Origin of the sequence: Flavobacterium sp. UMI-01 (assembly GCF_019656315.1) — a bacterium.
Taxonomy (GTDB): Bacteria; Bacteroidota; Bacteroidia; order Flavobacteriales; family Flavobacteriaceae; genus Flavobacterium.
In genome coordinates this window covers 402216-416897 of the sequence record NZ_BPLU01000008.1, presented here as the reverse complement: position 1 = coordinate 416897, position 14682 = coordinate 402216, and the positions used below count along the sequence as shown (strand labels likewise).

Below are 14682 nucleotides of genomic sequence, written 5' to 3'. Positions count from 1 at the left end.
TTTTAATAATTCCAGATAGGATTCCACGCTAATTTGTTTTTAGCAAATATCTATATTTTTATTAAATCCTCCCCAAGTTTTGTTCCTGATCCAAGATTGGATAATCTAAACAGGAAAAAATCAATTTTTCTAACACCTCTAAATTGCGCTCTAAAAGCTTTGATTTTTGCATTGAAAGACTCTGCTGAAGCATTCGTGCTTCTATTGTCAAAGTAGTTTAGTATTGATTGGTAATTAATCTTTATAGTATTGAGGACAATATTGAAGTTTTCAAACCCTGATTCTTTTTTTGAGTTATAATTTAAAATAATTATTAAGATATTTTTATGTGAGATTTTTTTTGTTAGTTTTGACGTAGTTAATTGAGTTTAAATATAAAAAAATCACAAATGAAACGTTATTTTCGAAAAAGCCATTTATTGCTATTGATATTAGTTGTTTTAGTAGGTTGTACTTCATCAAAAATTGTTCAGGAATATGGACAAATGAGTCTAACGGATTTGGAGTATGCGGAGAAAAAATTACTAAATGAATTGAGTTATTATAAATTTGGTTTTTATTTAAAGAATGTTGAAAATGGAAAAAGTCGGTATTCTTTAGCTTCTATTTCAGACAAAAAGATGGTTTCGTTAATGGAAAGTGCTCCAAAAGATGATGAATTCAAAAAGACTTGGAGTAATGCTGTAAAACGTTTTACGGATTTTGAAGATAAAAATTCATTTGAAATCAAAGAACATAGGATTAATTATCGTCCGCGTTTTGCAACTGAATCAGAACGAAATGCTTACTATACTAAATATACAAAATTGAGCAATGACCTAAAAAGAGAAAAGTTTGACGAATACACCAAGCTACATGATGATTTTAATGACAAACTTAATAAAATGTGGTTAAATAGAGGTTGGTATTTGTTGAGTTACTATAAAAATAACAATTTATTATTTCCTGAGGAAATCATGAATTATAAAGATTACGAGGATATCACATCGGTTCCACAATATGTAGATCTTACTAAAAAGGTTAGTTATGTTAAGAAAAGAATTAAAAAATTAAAGTAACGATTCTTAGATATTAAAACAAACGAGGTTGCATTTAGCAACCTCGTTTGTTTTTTATTCAAAAAAAATAGAATTTTATTTTTTAATAATTTCTTCAAGAGTAGCATTTTCAGCAGTATTGCTTACTTTTAAAATAATTGCTTGGTTATTCATTGTTTTACCTTCAATGAAATATAATTTCTTTGTACTACCAAAATCGGTATTGCTTTTATCAAAATCAACATCTCCAAATTGAAGCGTGTTTTTGATATCAATCGTATCGATCCAAGATTCAGCTAAAACAGCAGATGCCTTTTCAGAGTAATGAAAAGGTTTGTTGCGAAGATCATTCAGCACACGTGCATTTGGGAAATAATTGCATCGAGTATCTTTACCGCTAAATACTAAACCAACAAAGAAAAGACCAATAACTAATCCTACCAAATAGTAGGCAAAACGTTGAAAAAATTTCATGTATTTTTATTTTGAGGCAAAGGTAAAATAAAGATTGTTTAAAATACAATTAAATTGATATCGTTGTTGGGTAAATTGAACCAATCTCCTATTGCTTTATTGGTCAAAATACCATGATAGAGATACACACCATTTTTGAGTCCTGCATCACAACGAATAGCCGATTCAATTCCGCCATCTTCGGCAATTTGCATCAAGTAAGGTGTGATAATATTGCTGATGGAAAGGGAGGCTGTTTTAGAATATCTTGAAGCAATGTTTGGGACACAATAGTGCAATACATTGCTCTTGATGAATGTTGGCTTTTCATGTGTGGTAACTTCAGAGGTTTCAAAGCAACCACCTGTATCTATACTCACATCCACGATTACAGCACCTTTTTTCATGTGTTCCACCATAGTTTCAGTGACTACAATCGGGCAACGGTCCACACCTCGCAATGCACCAATAGCCACGTCGCAACGACGCAACGCTTTGGTTAATGCTTTGGTTTGAATGGTTGAAGTAAATATTCTCTGGCTCAAGGTGTTTTGTAGTCTTCTTAGCTTGGTAATAGAGTTGTCAAACACTTTTACATTAGCCCCTAAACCTATGGCTGTTTTAGCCGCAAATTCGGCTACGGTTCCAGCCCCAATGATAACCACATCTGTAGGTGAAACACCTGTAATGTTTCCAAAAAGCAACCCTTTTCCAAAATCATTGGTAATCATTAATTCGGCTGCAATTAATATAGAAGCCGTCCCTGCTATTTCACTCGAAGAACGAACAGCAGGATATGAACCGTCTTGATCTTTTACATATTCAAAGGCTAGTGCTGTTATTTTTTTCTTGCTTAAAGCTTCAAAATAAGCTTTGCTTTTTGTTTTTAATTGGATTGAAGAAATTAATATAGATTTGTTGTTCATCATCTCTATTTCTTCTAGGGTAGGAGCTCCAACTTTCAGTACAATAGGACAACCAAATACTTTGCGTGTATCATGGGTTATTTCTGCTCCTGCATCACTATATTCTTTGTCAGTGTAACTCGAACTTTCACCTGCACCTGATTCAATCATTACGCGATGACCGTGATGAGTAAGTGAGTTTACGGCATCAGGAGTCAAACAAATACGTCTTTCTTGATAACTGGTCTCGCTAGGGACACCAATAAAAAGCTGACTTTTTCGTTTTGTTACCTCTAGTTTTTCTTCTTGTGGAAGTAACTGTTCTTTAGTAAATGGTGTAATTGCTACGCTTATTGACATTGTTAAGGTGATAATTTAAAAGTAAAATTACGTAAAAAGATTAAAATTAAGCCATATCCAAGACTATAAATAACCAATTGTTATTTTTAGGCTTAGATGTTTTTTTAGCGTAATTCTAAAATACGTTTACCATCAGGTAATGCTTTAATCGTAATTACTGAATGAATTTCAGGTATCAGGTTAGGAATGTTTTCAGCCCATTCGATAAAACACCAATGACCTGAATATAAATACTCATCAACTCCCATATCCAAGGCTTCCATTTCATTTTTTAGTCGATAAAAATCAAAATGATAAACTAATTGATTGTGAGCGGCTTCGTATTCGTTTACTAATGAAAAAGTGGGGCTACTGGTATTGGCCGTAACCCCAAGTTTTTTTGATAATGCTTTGATAAAAGTTGTTTTACCTGCACCCATTTCTCCATAAAAAAGAATGATTTCGTTAGGTTTTGCATGCAGTACTTTTTGAGCAACCGTCTCTATTTCGTTTAAAGAAAATATGAATTCCATTTCGTTTTTGTTTAAGAATCAAATCAGGATAAACGTATGATTTTTAACCGAAGATTTGCTAATTTATATAAAATATTAGATTCTAAAAAAACCGCTTTAAGCGGAATTAATGCAAATTTACATATCCTTAATTAAATATAATTTGTGAATCTGCGGTTATTTTTTTTAAAATGAAATAGTCTTGAAAATGGAATTATTTAGGATTAAAAACCAAACAAGGGATAATCATTTCTTCTAATGAAATTCCACCGTGTTGATAAGTGTTTTTATAATATCCTACATAATGGTTGTAATTGTTTACATAAGCCAAGAACAAGTCATTTTTAGCAAAAATATAAGAACTCGTCATATTTATGATAGGTAAACCAATTTTTTTAGGGTCTTTCACGGCATAAACATCCTTTTGTTCATAAGTGAGGCTTCGACCTGTTTTGTAGCGAAGGTTCAAACTGGTATTTTTATCTCCTACTACTTTGGACGGATTTTTGACATTTATAGTTCCGTGGTCAGTGGTTAAAATCAGTTTAAAACCAAGGAGTTGCGCTTGTTGAATGATTTCTAACAACGGAGAATTTTTAAACCAACTTAAAGTTAATGAACGATACGCTTTGTCATCTGAAGCTAGTTCTTTTACCACATCCATCTCTGTTTTGGCATGAGAAAGCATGTCCACAAAATTGTAAACGATGGTGACCAAATCATTGTTTTTGAAAGCTTTAAAATTTTCGACTAATTTTTTTCCACCTGCTAGATTGGTAATTTTAAAATAATCTTCTTTGATATTAAGTCCCAAACGTTTTAATTGAGCGGATAAAAATTCGGCTTCATATAAGTTTTTTCCGCCTTCGTCAGGATCGTTTTTCCAATATTGAGGAAATTTTTTTTCCATATCCACTGGTAATAAGCCTGAGAAAATTGCATTTCGTGCATATTGAGTAGCGGTAGGCAGGATGGAGTAGTAGGGTACTTCTTTTTCTAGTTTGTAATAGTTGGCCACTACATCTTCAAAGGCTTTCCATTGGTCATAACGTAAATTGTCAATGACTATAAAAAGTACTGGTTTCTCTTTTTTGACTAATTCAGGAACTACAAGTTCTTTGAATAAAGTATGCGATTGTATGGGTTTATCAGCTTTTGGTTCAAACCAGTCTTCATAATTTCGTTCAATAAATTTTCCAAATTGAGAATTCGCTTCAACTTTTTGAGATTCCAAAATTTCAATCATCGCTTGATCATTGATATTTTCTAAATTGAGTTCCCAAAAGATCAATTTTTTATACAATTCAATCCAATCTTCATAAGAATTCACCATAGCCATTTCCATTGCTATTTTCCGAAATTCTTTTTGATAATCCAAGGTTGTTTTTTCAGAAATAAGTCTAGAATGGTCTAGGTTCTTTTTTAAACTTAATAAAATTTGATTAGGATTGACTGGTTTGATAAGATAATCAGCGATTTTAGAACCTATGGCTTCTTCCATAATATATTCTTCCTCGCTTTTGGTAATCATTATCATAGGAACGGCCGACTTTTTTTCTTTCATTTCCGAAAGGGTTTCGAGTCCACTCATTCCTGGCATGTTTTCGTCTAGAAATACGATGTCAAAATTTTCGTTTTCAAATATTTCGATGGCATCACGACCATTATTACATGTCGTTACACTGTAGTTTTTTTTCTCTAAAAAAAGGATGTGGGGCTTTAGATAATCAATTTCGTCATCTACCCATAATATTTTTATTTTGTCCATATCGTTGATTTAAATTTGCCAGAATAATTAGCAATGAATGTGCCAATTTACATTTTTTTAAAGTCTAATGTTCCTAATATTTTTATAAAAAATGAAAATAATTAGGATGTATTTGTTTTACAAAAATGAGCTTTTGTAATTCGATTTTTGTGACCTAAAAAAAACTAAACTTTGGAATGGATAAAAAAGTAATTGGGAGTAGTAACGCTACTTTATGATTAAAAGTATAAAAAAATTTCAAAAAAGTTAATCGTTAGTGTAACTAAAAATTAACTCTAAAACTGAGATTGGGTGTTAAACCTAGTGAGGTGTTATTGACCTCAATTGCTTGATTAGTGTTGGAGGGGTTTACTTTGTAATAACGACTGATACTGTTTTTTTCGTCAGTCATATTAATGATTCCTGCACGCAAAATTCCTTTGATTGTGGATGAAAAAGGGAATTTATAACTTACAGACATGTCCAATCGTTTAAAATCATCTAAGTTTTTAGTATTGGGAGTGTCATAATTGACAACAATAGTATTGCCAGTTTGAGTGGTTTCGTTGCCTAGGACAGGGGAAGTGTAAGGATGTCCGCTGTGCCAAATTCCTCCAACTGACAAACTAAGGTTTTTTAAAAGGTTATAATTAAAACCAAACGTAACCGAATGTCGGATATCTACATTATTAGGGAATTGTGAAGGAGTAAAACTCTCAAAGGTGTAATCATTTTTACTCCAAGTATAACTGGTCCAAACGCTATAGCTTTGAGCGGTTTTATTAATTAAAAACTCTGCCCCTTTAACAGTATAACTGCCATTGGCATTTTTGTACTGAAAATTGTTGTAAAACCCTTGATTCGAAGCAGTAATACCATTAACAATTTTATAAAAGCTTGTTGCATCAATTGTGAGATTGTTTTTTTTGAATTCGATACCTATAGAGGCTTGCTTGCTGGTTGCAATAGGTATAGAGGAATTGTTAACTACGACCCATCTTCTTTTTTCAACACCTAAAAAATCATCTTCAAAATCAATTATTTGAGTGGCAATTTGGTTTTTAAATTCTCCTTCCATCTTAAGTGCCCATGATGTGGCTAAAACTTGTCTGAAATTAAGTCTTGGTTCAACAATGAATTTGTTGAATTTGTCAAAGTAATTCACCCGAACACCCATTCTTAAAAATGTTTTTGGATAATGAAGTTCCATCTCACTAAACAAAGCTTGACTTAATAAAACATTTTTTTTGGTACTGCTGTAAGTTGGGGCACTCACGGTAGTTTGATTGAGCATACCTGTTTCAGTGACTTGGTACCCTGTTAAAAACTCAAGTCTTTCGAAGGCTTTATAAGTGGCATTTAATTTGGTTCCAGTTTCTAAAACCTCATTGGTTTCGGTCAGTAATTGATCTGTTTGTAGGCGGTAATCCGTAGCGTTAATGGTATATTTTGAATAATAGGTATTGAATTCGGTTTCCCATTTTTCGTTCCATTTTCCTTTCCAATTCAATCCTGCTCCTAGGTTTTTTTGACCTAAAGAACTAGATTTTGTATCCACTTGATTTTGCTGAAAATTATTTTCAGTATAGGCTAAATCATTTTGAATACCAATAATATTGGCTCTTAATTGATGATTCTCATTTAAGTCAAACAACAGTTTGGCGGTGTAGTCATAAAAATAAAAATCCGATTTGGTCGTGTAATCTTGCGGATTGGGTTTGGCTTTGATTTCTGAATCTTGAAAACTACGTTCAAAATAATTTGTGAAAGTGGGAGTGTCTAAAAAATCCGTAAAAGAGCGTCGTCCTGAAAGATGAATGGACCATTTTTTAGCCAAAGGAATTTCGATAAAAGCATCTGTATCAATCAAATTGACCCCGATACCTCCTGAAAACTTTGAGCTAACATCATCTTTGGTAAACATGGAAATCGTACTGGAAACACCGTCACTATAAGCAGCTGAAGTTCCGTTTTTGGTCACTACAACTTGGTTCGTTAAATTTGGATTGTAGGCCGATATTAAACCAAAAAAATGTCCTGAATGGTACATTTTTATATTGTCCCAAAACATGGCATTTTGATCGTTTGTTCCTCCTCTAACATTAATATTTGCAATGCTTTCATTTGTACTCTCAACACCGGGTAATACTTGGATGGATTGTAGAACATCTGGTTGTACTAAACCAGGCAAAATTTCAAATTTTTTGGTATTAAGTACAATGCTCCCATCAATGTATTTTTGTAAACCAGCGGTTAAATAAACATTAATTAAAACAGGGTTTAATTCCTGTTGCATTGGTTTTAAAACGATTTTTTTACAAGAATCAGAATTCAAAAAATCACTGGCAAGTATTTGTTGATTTTCGTATCCTAAGTATGTTATCAATACAATGGCCTCAGGATTTGTATTTTCGATGGTGAAAAAGCCTTGGTTGTTTGTCGTTGTTTTTACAATTCCATTAATAGCTATAGATGCGCCAGCCAAAACCATCTTGGTATCTGAGGTATAAAGAGTTCCGCAAATGGTGATTCTTTTATTGGCTTTGGTAACAGTAATATACCTGTTATCTAAAGATTTGAAATTTAAAACAGTATGCGTGTTTAAATATTCGATTACTTCTTGTAGTGTTTGTTTGGTTTGGGGAGGAAATAATTTTACCTCGGCGACATCAGCTACTGCATACGAGAATTTTACATCAAATTTGGTTTCAACCTGTTTGATGTAATTTTCAAGTGGTATTTTAGTGGCTGGATTTTGTCCATAAGTGCCAAAACCTAACAATAGAAACAGAAAAATAAGCCATCTATTAATTTGCATGTTTGTAAAATATAACGGTTTTGCCTTCTATTTTATAACGAATTTGTAACGGTATAGTAATAGCTTCTAAGGCTATTGTAGTGTTTTTATGGGTGAATGTTCCTGTAAATAATACAGAGGTATCAATATCTTTAGTAGTGATTTTTAAATCATATTGACGTTTTAGCTCACTGATTACCTGAGACAACGGAATGCTTTCAAAACTAGATTCTTGTTGTAACCATGAAGGAGATGAAACGGTAAAATCAGCTACATTTTCAATCTGGTTGTTGATGAGCCTAAACGTTTTTCCTTGAGGTAATAAAATAGTATTGTTTTGATGTGTTACACTCACTAAACCTTCATAACAGCGTACTTCAAAATAGTCTTGACGTTGTTTTACATTGAAATGAGTTCCTAATACCTTTACGATTCCGTCAGCAGTATTTACGCTAAAAGTTTTGCCTTTTTGTACCTCAAAATAAGCTTCACCTTCAAGAACTAAATCACGATTTTCCTCCCATTCTTGTTTTTTAAAGCTAATTTTAGAATCGGCATTCAAAATTACTTCAGAATCATCGGGTAAACGAAAAGTTTGAGTTTGTGCCACCTGAGTTTCAAATACAGTGGTGCGATTGTAGAATAAAAAATAAGCTGTTGTAAGTAATACGATAAAAGCAGCGGCCATTGAAAACCAAAGCGGTTTATCAAAAGCGATTACTTTGCTTTTTTTCTTGTTTTTTTCTCTTTTTTGGAATGCGGCCAAAGCTTCTTCAGCGTCCACAATTGGAGTCTCCAAGTGCGCACTGTAATGGGCTATTTTTTCGTATAATTTAAAATCATCCGTTTTTTTTAACGCTTCGATTTCTTGATTAGAAAGTTCGCCGTTAAGCCATTTTACTATTTTCTCATCATTTTTCATAATTTTCCCTTCTATAGTAGTAAGACAACTCACAATTAAATTACCCTACTTTGCCGCTTAAAATTATTATATACCTTCTACTTGTGATTTGAGTGATTTAAGTGCAGCGGTCATTCTTTTTTCTACTGCTTTTTGTGAAACCCCGAGTAAGTCGGCAATTTCACGGTATTTTTTGCCTTCAATTCTATTGAGTAAAAAAACTTCTCGTTGCGCTTCGCTTAAAGCACTAATCGCTTTTTGAAGTTTTTCTTTGAATTCTTCTTCTTGTAAAAGATATTCGGGGTTTTGATTTGTTATATCTAAATTAGGAACGTCTTTTTGATATTGAAAAACAACTTTTTGATGCTTAATTGAATTGAGAAATAAATTATTGACTGTTGTCCATAAATATGTTTTGACTTTGGTAAAATCAATTTGAGCACAGTTCTCCCAAATTTTTGTAAAGGCATCTTGAACTAAATCCAATGCTGTATCACGGTTTCCACATTTGAAAAAGGCAAAGTTGGTGGCAGACTGAACATTTTTCAAATAAAAATCGTTAAAATGGTTTTCTTCACAAAGACTATTTTTTTCTTCGATCATCAGGGTTATTTGTTTTTTTGGTAACTGTAAAATTACTTTTTTTTAATAAACAATCTAAAAAGAATGTGTCATTCCCTTTTTTATATATTTTTTAAATATTTAATATGTTGATTTTTAAGAACATAACTCACATAGGATTATTTTTTTATATTTTTTTCAAAATTAGGGTAGGGTAAACAAAGCCATGGTTGTCTTATTTATAGAAACGGTTTTAAACACCATAAATAATTATAAAAACATTAAATTTGAAAATTATGAAAAAGTTAAGAATTATTACAGGAATGGCTTTAGTAGCCTTATTAGGTTTTACCTCTTGCCAAAACGAAATTGATGAAGTAAATGGAGATAATCCTAACAGTGTCAATTCTACCACGGCCAATAACATCAAGCGTACTACGATGTACGATGGTTCTTTTGATGATTTTTTGGACGGTAACTCTTGTTCGTCTATTGTTTTACCTGCTACAGCAACCGTAAATGGGGTGATGATTACCTTATTAACCCAATTGGATTATCAACAAGTGATTTCGATTCTTGGAAAATTTAATGATGATCAAGATACGGTAGCCTTACAATTTCCATTAAAAGTTAAAACTAGCAACTACACAGAAGTTACTGTTAACAATCAAACAGAATATAATGCTATTGTAAATGCTTGTTCACAAGCTACAAATGAAGGTAAGGATGCTATTAAATGTATTAAATTTAATTTCCCACTTACACTTTTAACGTACAACACGACCTTTGAGCAAACAGGAAGTCTTGTAATTACATCCAAACAACAATTATACACGTATATGAGTAATGCAAATAACGATGAATTATTTGCAATAAAATACCCTATTTCAATCACTTTCAGTGACAACACCACGATTTCAATTAATAGTGATGCTGAATTGCAATCCAGTATCAACGAATGTAGAGCTACTGAAAACGTTATGGATGAAGCTGAGGCTAATGCTGTTAAATTGCAAAAGATTATGGTTGATGGGGCTTTTAAAGTGCAGTCGTTTATTAGTTTAGGGGTGGATAAAGCCAATGATTATAAAGATTATACAGTTGATTTTACTAATGACTTTAAAATTAAAGCTACCAATGCATTGATTTCAACAGTAAATGGTACGTATGCTGTAACAACAACTACTGATGTGTATTTGGAAATGAATTTTTCTGGAAATGCTAACTTTAATTTATTCAACAATAAATGGAAAGTGACCAGTATGACAACCTCAGCAATTACTTTACAAAGTACTACAAATGCTGCAGTGACGTTGGTTTTGAAACAAATTTAATCTAATGTAAAAAAGAGGACTGAAAATAACCATTCTGTTTTTTTTACTAACTTAACTAGGTATTAGTATTTCAAATAATAGAGTATTTATCCTAATAGTTAGAAATGAAAATTAAATAATTGGTATTCGCTTTTCAGTCCTTTTTTATTAATTGATATCAAATCATCATCATGAAAAAAGAAATTATAGTTGCCTTCTTGTTTTTATTTCTGTTTTTCTCTTGTTCTCAAGATGATACAGGCGGAGAAATGGTAAATGGATATCCAGTTGCTAATAATAGAAAAAGCACGGGTAGTTCTTCCAAAGACTTACTGTCGGATGCTGTTTTTAAAAGTATGGTTTTGGAGGTGGTTTATGTCTCAGGAAATGAACCCTCGGCTACAGCAATAGCAAATCTAGTCGCTTTCTTAAACGAAAGAACCTATAAACCAGGTGGTATTCGAGTTGTAAAAAGAAGCATTGCTTCTCCTCAAAAAACGACTTTTACCAATCAAGAAGTAATTGCCTTTGAAAATGCTAATAGAACCTTGTACAATACAGATAGTGAAATAGCAGTCTGGGCTTTTTTTGCAGATGGTGAATCAGCCAATAACACCTCAGATCGTGTAGTAATGGGAACTGCATATCGCAATACTTCATTTGTGATTTATCAAAAAACCATTCAACGACTATCAGGAGGAGCTTTTCAGCCCAATCGAAGCCTACTGGAAACGACGGTAATCGAACATGAATTTGGACATTTGTTAGGATTGACTAATTTTGGCGCCCCACTTCAAAGCAATCACGAAGATACTGAGCATGAAAAACATTGTAATGTAGAAAGTTGTTTGATGTATTGGGCAACTGAAACTGGTGGAGGTGTGGGGTCAATGATTTCGGGTGGTTCTGTTCCTAAATTGGATTCTCAATGTCTAGCTGATTTAAAAGCGAATGGAGGAAAATAACTATTGTAAAAACGTTTAATTAAAAATAATAATTATGAAAACAACACATTTCATTTTAGCCTTATGTTTTGTAAATTTTAGTGCCCTTTTTGCCCAAGAAAACACTTCAGATAAATCACGTGTAGGAATTAAAGGAGGATATAATTTGGCTGCTGTAAGCTTTGATGGTGATGGTGAAACTGATCAACGTCATGGGTTTCATATTGGATTGTACGGAGAATCATTTGTGAGTGATAACTTTGCGATTCAGCCTGAGATTATGTTTTCTCAACAAGGATACGTGATTAACAATGGAAATTCTAAATTCACTCAAAAATTAAATTATATCAATATTCCCTTAATGTTCAAAGCGTATCCTGCAGATAATTTTTTCTTTGAAATAGGCCCGCAAGCTGGTTTTGCCGTAACACATAAAGAAGAATACAGTGGGACTTTTTTCAATAGTTCAGAAGAATATGATCCGAAAAAATTTGATTGGGGAATGAACTTTGGAGCAGGGTTAAAATCTAATTCAGGTATCAGTATCGGAGTGCGTTACCATTTAGGTTTAGGTGATTTGTATGAAGAAAATAAAACCTTTAACAGAGTATGGCAATTTTCTCTAGGGATTGATTTCTAGTAATTTTTGTTGTAAAATTCCTGATGTAAGGATGTTTAAAAAGTTCGCACTTTTGCCCTAATTAGAGGACAATTCAAGCAGCTTTTTAAACATCCTTTTTTAGTAACTAGTGTGGTATTGTTTCTAAAAAGATTGTATTATCAAGAAATAGATTGGCATTCCTATAGTGATATTGATTGGAAAGGTTATTGCGAGCGCCATGGGTAAAAACAATCCTGGATTTGCTTTTGGAACAGTAATTTTCATCGCGGCAGGAACTGCTATGTATGAAGCACTGGCTGCTAGGATGGCAAAGATAAATCGATTAGCAACGTCATCGGTCACAAGTGAACTAGCTATTGCAAATATACCCCCATTAACCAAGGGAATTACTAGTGCAAATAGGAATGGAAACCAACCAAAGGAGAAAAAAGATTTTAATTTTTTACCGCTGGTAATTCCCATATCCAAAAGGAAAATGGCCAGAAAACCTTTGAATAAATCATTCGTAAAAGGTTTTATGCCTTCAGCTTGATGCGCATTTGCCATATAACCTATTAATAAGCTTCCTAGAATCAATAAGACACTTCCATTGGTTAGTGAATGTTTGAGTACCATACGCTTTTTAACAGTATTAGATTCTTTTTTATTGAAAAGTGTAATTAATACTAAACCGATAATGATGGCAGGGCTCTCCATTAATGCCATTATGGCAACCATGTGACCATGAAGAACTAAGTTTTGTGCTTCCAGATAAGAAACCGCTGTTACAAAGGTTACGGCACTCACCGAACCATAGGCGGCTGCAATGGCACCTGAGTCAAACACGTTTAGTTTTCTTTTTAAAATAAAAAATGTATAAAGTGGTATGCTCAGTGAAATAACTATTCCAAATAAAATTGACAGCGCAATTTCACTAGTAAAGGCTTCGTGGGATAATTCTTGTCCACCTTTGAAACCTATGGCAAATAGTAAGTATAAGGAAATGAATTTTGAAGAATTTTGTGGTATTTCTAAATCACTTTTTAAATAAGCTGCAATAATTCCTAGAACAAAAAAGAGTAAAGCAGGATTTGTCAAATTTTCAGTAAGAAGATTAAAATTCATTGATTATGTTTTTTCTTTGTATGGTGATTTTTATTTTTTAAAAAGTCTTTTGCTTAAGAACTAAGTTCAATTTGAAGTACTGATTTTACAGTTAGTTTTTGATTGTATTTTTTTGCTTCTGCAATGATTCCCTTAATTGTTTTTATATCAGCCTGTAGTTCTGGGATTCGTTCCACTGAATTCAAATCTGATTTTCCCTTGCATATTTGCGTGCTGAATTCCTGTAAAACATGAAAGCTTATTTTTTTATCATATAAGTTCAGTAAAATAGCTGTTGCCTCTTCAGGTAAGTAAGTTCCATTGATTAATTTTAAGTCGTGTGTTTTTTGCATGTTCAATTTTTTTTAAAGTTGTTTTTTTACACAGCAAAATTGAAGAAAGTAATTCATAAATTTTTATTTATATTCGTAATCAAAAACATAAATATATTTTATGAATTATACTCTTAATCAATTACAGATATTTTTAAAAATTGTACAAACCAAAAGTGTCACCAAAGCAGCTGATGAATTGCATTTGACTCAACCTGCGGTTTCTATTCAGCTTAGAAATTTTCAGGACCAGTTTGAAATTCCGCTTACAGAAGTCATTGGAAGAAAAATTTACATTACGGATTTTGGTCACGAAATTGCCGAAGCAGCCGAGAATATCATCAATCAGGTACAGGCAATTGATTATAAAACGATGGCTTATAAAGGACATTTGGCAGGTAAATTAAAACTCTCTATTGTTTCTACAGGAAAATATGTGATGCCTTATTTTTTGGCTGATTTTATGAAAAAACACTCTGGAATCGAGCTTCAGATGGATGTGACAAATAAAAGTAAAGTCATTGATAGTTTGAAGAATAACGATGTTGACTTTGCTTTGGTTTCCATTATTCCTACTAATCTAGAAATTGAACAACTGGATTTATTACAAAATAAATTGTACTTAGTAGGCAATACCGAAACGAGTTATAATGGTGAGAAAAACATTAAGAAGATTTTTGAAAACCTACCTTTAATCTTTAGAGAAGAAGGTTCGGGGACACGACAAACTATGGAAAAGTTTATTGCACGACATGACATTTCGGTCCTTAAAAAAATGGAATTAACCTCTAATGAAGCAGTCAAACAAGCACTTATTGCGGGTCTTGGTTATTCTATTATGCCTTTAATTGGTATCAAAAATGAACTCTATAGGAAGGAATTGCAAATTATTCCTGTAAAAGGACTTCCTATTAAAACAAATTGGAGTTTGATATGGCTTAAAGGAAAAAAACATTCCCTGATTTCGAATGCATTGCTTGATTACATCAAGTTAGAAAAGCAAACCATTGTAGAACAAAAGTTTCATTGGTACGAAGAACATTAATTTTTAATAAATCGAAAGTCAATTATTATTTGCTTTAAAAATTTACTTACTTTTATTCTAATTTGAATTATCTGTAAATCTTTATAGGATT

The 14682-nt window shown here is 32.4% G+C and carries 15 protein-coding genes; 5 read left to right on the top strand and 10 right to left on the bottom strand.

What is annotated here, in order from left to right:
* Nucleotides 1–50 precede the first annotated feature (50 nt).
* Nucleotides 51–308 carry a transposase gene (locus tag K5R64_RS06400; protein WP_255580313.1) on the bottom strand — a complete coding sequence of 86 codons (258 nt, stop codon included), beginning with the start codon at nt 306–308 and terminating at the stop codon, nt 51–53.
* An 81-nt stretch (nt 309–389) separates the two neighbouring features.
* Here K5R64_RS06400 and K5R64_RS06395 point away from each other — a divergent pair, with 81 nt between their 5' ends.
* Nucleotides 390–1058, top strand: coding sequence for a hypothetical protein (locus tag K5R64_RS06395; RefSeq protein ID WP_220761939.1), 669 nt, complete (start codon nt 390–392; stop codon nt 1056–1058).
* Between the two features lie 75 nt (nt 1059–1133).
* Here K5R64_RS06395 and K5R64_RS06390 read toward each other — a convergent pair whose 3' ends face one another.
* The 7 genes from K5R64_RS06390 to K5R64_RS06360 form a co-directional block, all read right to left on the bottom strand.
* Nucleotides 1134–1511, bottom strand: coding sequence for a DUF4258 domain-containing protein (locus K5R64_RS06390; protein WP_220761938.1), 378 nt, complete (start codon nt 1509–1511; stop codon nt 1134–1136).
* A 38-nt stretch (nt 1512–1549) separates the two neighbouring features.
* Nucleotides 1550–2749 carry an alanine dehydrogenase gene (locus tag K5R64_RS06385; protein WP_220761960.1) on the bottom strand — a complete coding sequence of 400 codons (1200 nt, stop codon included), beginning with the start codon at nt 2747–2749 and terminating at the stop codon, nt 1550–1552.
* Nucleotides 2750–2859: 110 nt separating this feature from the next.
* Nucleotides 2860–3267, bottom strand: coding sequence for a tRNA (adenosine(37)-N6)-threonylcarbamoyltransferase complex ATPase subunit type 1 TsaE (gene tsaE, locus K5R64_RS06380; RefSeq protein WP_220761937.1), 408 nt, complete (start codon nt 3265–3267; stop codon nt 2860–2862).
* Nucleotides 3268–3460: 193 nt separating this feature from the next.
* Nucleotides 3461–5014, bottom strand: coding sequence for a bifunctional response regulator/alkaline phosphatase family protein (locus tag K5R64_RS06375; RefSeq protein ID WP_220761936.1), 1554 nt, complete (start codon nt 5012–5014; stop codon nt 3461–3463).
* A 262-nt stretch (nt 5015–5276) separates the two neighbouring features.
* The gene (locus tag K5R64_RS06370) at nt 5277–7811 is read right to left on the bottom strand and encodes a TonB-dependent receptor plug domain-containing protein (protein ID WP_220761934.1); all 2535 of its coding nucleotides are present in this window, start codon (nt 7809–7811) and stop codon (nt 5277–5279) included.
* Nucleotides 7801–8712 (bottom strand): FecR family protein, encoded by a 912-nt coding sequence (locus tag K5R64_RS06365; protein ID WP_220761932.1) that lies wholly within the window; start codon nt 8710–8712, stop codon nt 7801–7803. The genes K5R64_RS06370 and K5R64_RS06365 overlap by 11 nt, the downstream gene beginning before the upstream one ends.
* A 66-nt stretch (nt 8713–8778) precedes the next feature.
* Nucleotides 8779–9294: an RNA polymerase sigma factor gene (locus tag K5R64_RS06360; RefSeq protein ID WP_220761930.1), complete on the bottom strand. Its 516-nt coding sequence runs from the start codon at nt 9292–9294 to the stop codon at nt 8779–8781.
* 254 nt (nt 9295–9548) lie between these two features.
* On the opposite strand from K5R64_RS06360, the gene K5R64_RS06355 reads away from it, so the two are divergent.
* The 3 genes from K5R64_RS06355 to K5R64_RS06345 all read left to right on the top strand — a co-directional run bounded on the left by K5R64_RS06355 (nt 9549) and on the right by K5R64_RS06345 (nt 12149).
* Nucleotides 9549–10586 carry a hypothetical protein gene (locus tag K5R64_RS06355; RefSeq protein WP_220761928.1) on the top strand — a complete coding sequence of 346 codons (1038 nt, stop codon included), beginning with the start codon at nt 9549–9551 and terminating at the stop codon, nt 10584–10586.
* Nucleotides 10587–10756: 170 nt separating this feature from the next.
* Entirely contained in the window at nt 10757–11530 is a 774-nt protein-coding gene (locus K5R64_RS06350) for a membrane metalloprotease (RefSeq protein WP_220761926.1), read from the top strand.
* 34 nt (nt 11531–11564) lie between these two features.
* On the top strand, nt 11565–12149 hold the full coding sequence (locus K5R64_RS06345) for a porin family protein (RefSeq protein ID WP_220761924.1): 585 nt from the start codon (nt 11565–11567) through the stop codon (nt 12147–12149).
* A gap of 123 nt (nt 12150–12272) precedes the next feature.
* Here the strand turns inward: K5R64_RS06345 and K5R64_RS06340 are convergent, their stop codons facing one another.
* Nucleotides 12273–13235: a sodium-dependent bicarbonate transport family permease gene (locus K5R64_RS06340; protein ID WP_220761922.1), complete on the bottom strand. Its 963-nt coding sequence runs from the start codon at nt 13233–13235 to the stop codon at nt 12273–12275.
* 53 nt (nt 13236–13288) lie between these two features.
* Complete coding sequence (locus K5R64_RS06335; protein WP_220761920.1) at nt 13289–13567, bottom strand: hypothetical protein; 279 nt, start codon at nt 13565–13567, stop codon at nt 13289–13291.
* 100 nt (nt 13568–13667) lie between these two features.
* Here K5R64_RS06335 and K5R64_RS06330 point away from each other — a divergent pair, with 100 nt between their 5' ends.
* Nucleotides 13668–14591, top strand: coding sequence for a LysR family transcriptional regulator (locus K5R64_RS06330; RefSeq protein WP_220761918.1), 924 nt, complete (start codon nt 13668–13670; stop codon nt 14589–14591).
* The last annotated feature ends 91 nt before the right edge of the window (nt 14592–14682 follow it).

Excerpts from the sequence above, each read along its gene's own strand:
- K5R64_RS06395 (WP_220761939.1), top strand. The coding sequence starts at position 390 with ATGAAACGTTATTTTCGAAAAAGCCATTTATTGCTATTGATATTAGTT.
- K5R64_RS06390 (WP_220761938.1), bottom strand. The coding sequence starts at position 1,511 with ATGAAATTTTTTCAACGTTTTGCCTACTATTTGGTAGGATTAGTTATT.
- tsaE (WP_220761937.1), bottom strand. The coding sequence starts at position 3,267 with ATGGAATTCATATTTTCTTTAAACGAAATAGAGACGGTTGCTCAAAAA.
- K5R64_RS06375 (WP_220761936.1), bottom strand. The coding sequence starts at position 5,014 with ATGGACAAAATAAAAATATTATGGGTAGATGACGAAATTGATTATCTA.
- K5R64_RS06370 (WP_220761934.1), bottom strand. The coding sequence starts at position 7,811 with ATGCAAATTAATAGATGGCTTATTTTTCTGTTTCTATTGTTAGGTTTT.
- K5R64_RS06365 (WP_220761932.1), bottom strand. The coding sequence starts at position 8,712 with ATGAAAAATGATGAGAAAATAGTAAAATGGCTTAACGGCGAACTTTCT.
- K5R64_RS06360 (WP_220761930.1), bottom strand. The coding sequence starts at position 9,294 with ATGATCGAAGAAAAAAATAGTCTTTGTGAAGAAAACCATTTTAACGAT.
- K5R64_RS06355 (WP_220761928.1), top strand. The coding sequence starts at position 9,549 with ATGAAAAAGTTAAGAATTATTACAGGAATGGCTTTAGTAGCCTTATTA.
- K5R64_RS06350 (WP_220761926.1), top strand. The coding sequence starts at position 10,757 with ATGAAAAAAGAAATTATAGTTGCCTTCTTGTTTTTATTTCTGTTTTTC.
- K5R64_RS06345 (WP_220761924.1), top strand. The coding sequence starts at position 11,565 with ATGAAAACAACACATTTCATTTTAGCCTTATGTTTTGTAAATTTTAGT.
- K5R64_RS06340 (WP_220761922.1), bottom strand. The coding sequence starts at position 13,235 with ATGAATTTTAATCTTCTTACTGAAAATTTGACAAATCCTGCTTTACTC.
- K5R64_RS06335 (WP_220761920.1), bottom strand. The coding sequence starts at position 13,567 with ATGCAAAAAACACACGACTTAAAATTAATCAATGGAACTTACTTACCT.
- K5R64_RS06330 (WP_220761918.1), top strand. The coding sequence starts at position 13,668 with ATGAATTATACTCTTAATCAATTACAGATATTTTTAAAAATTGTACAA.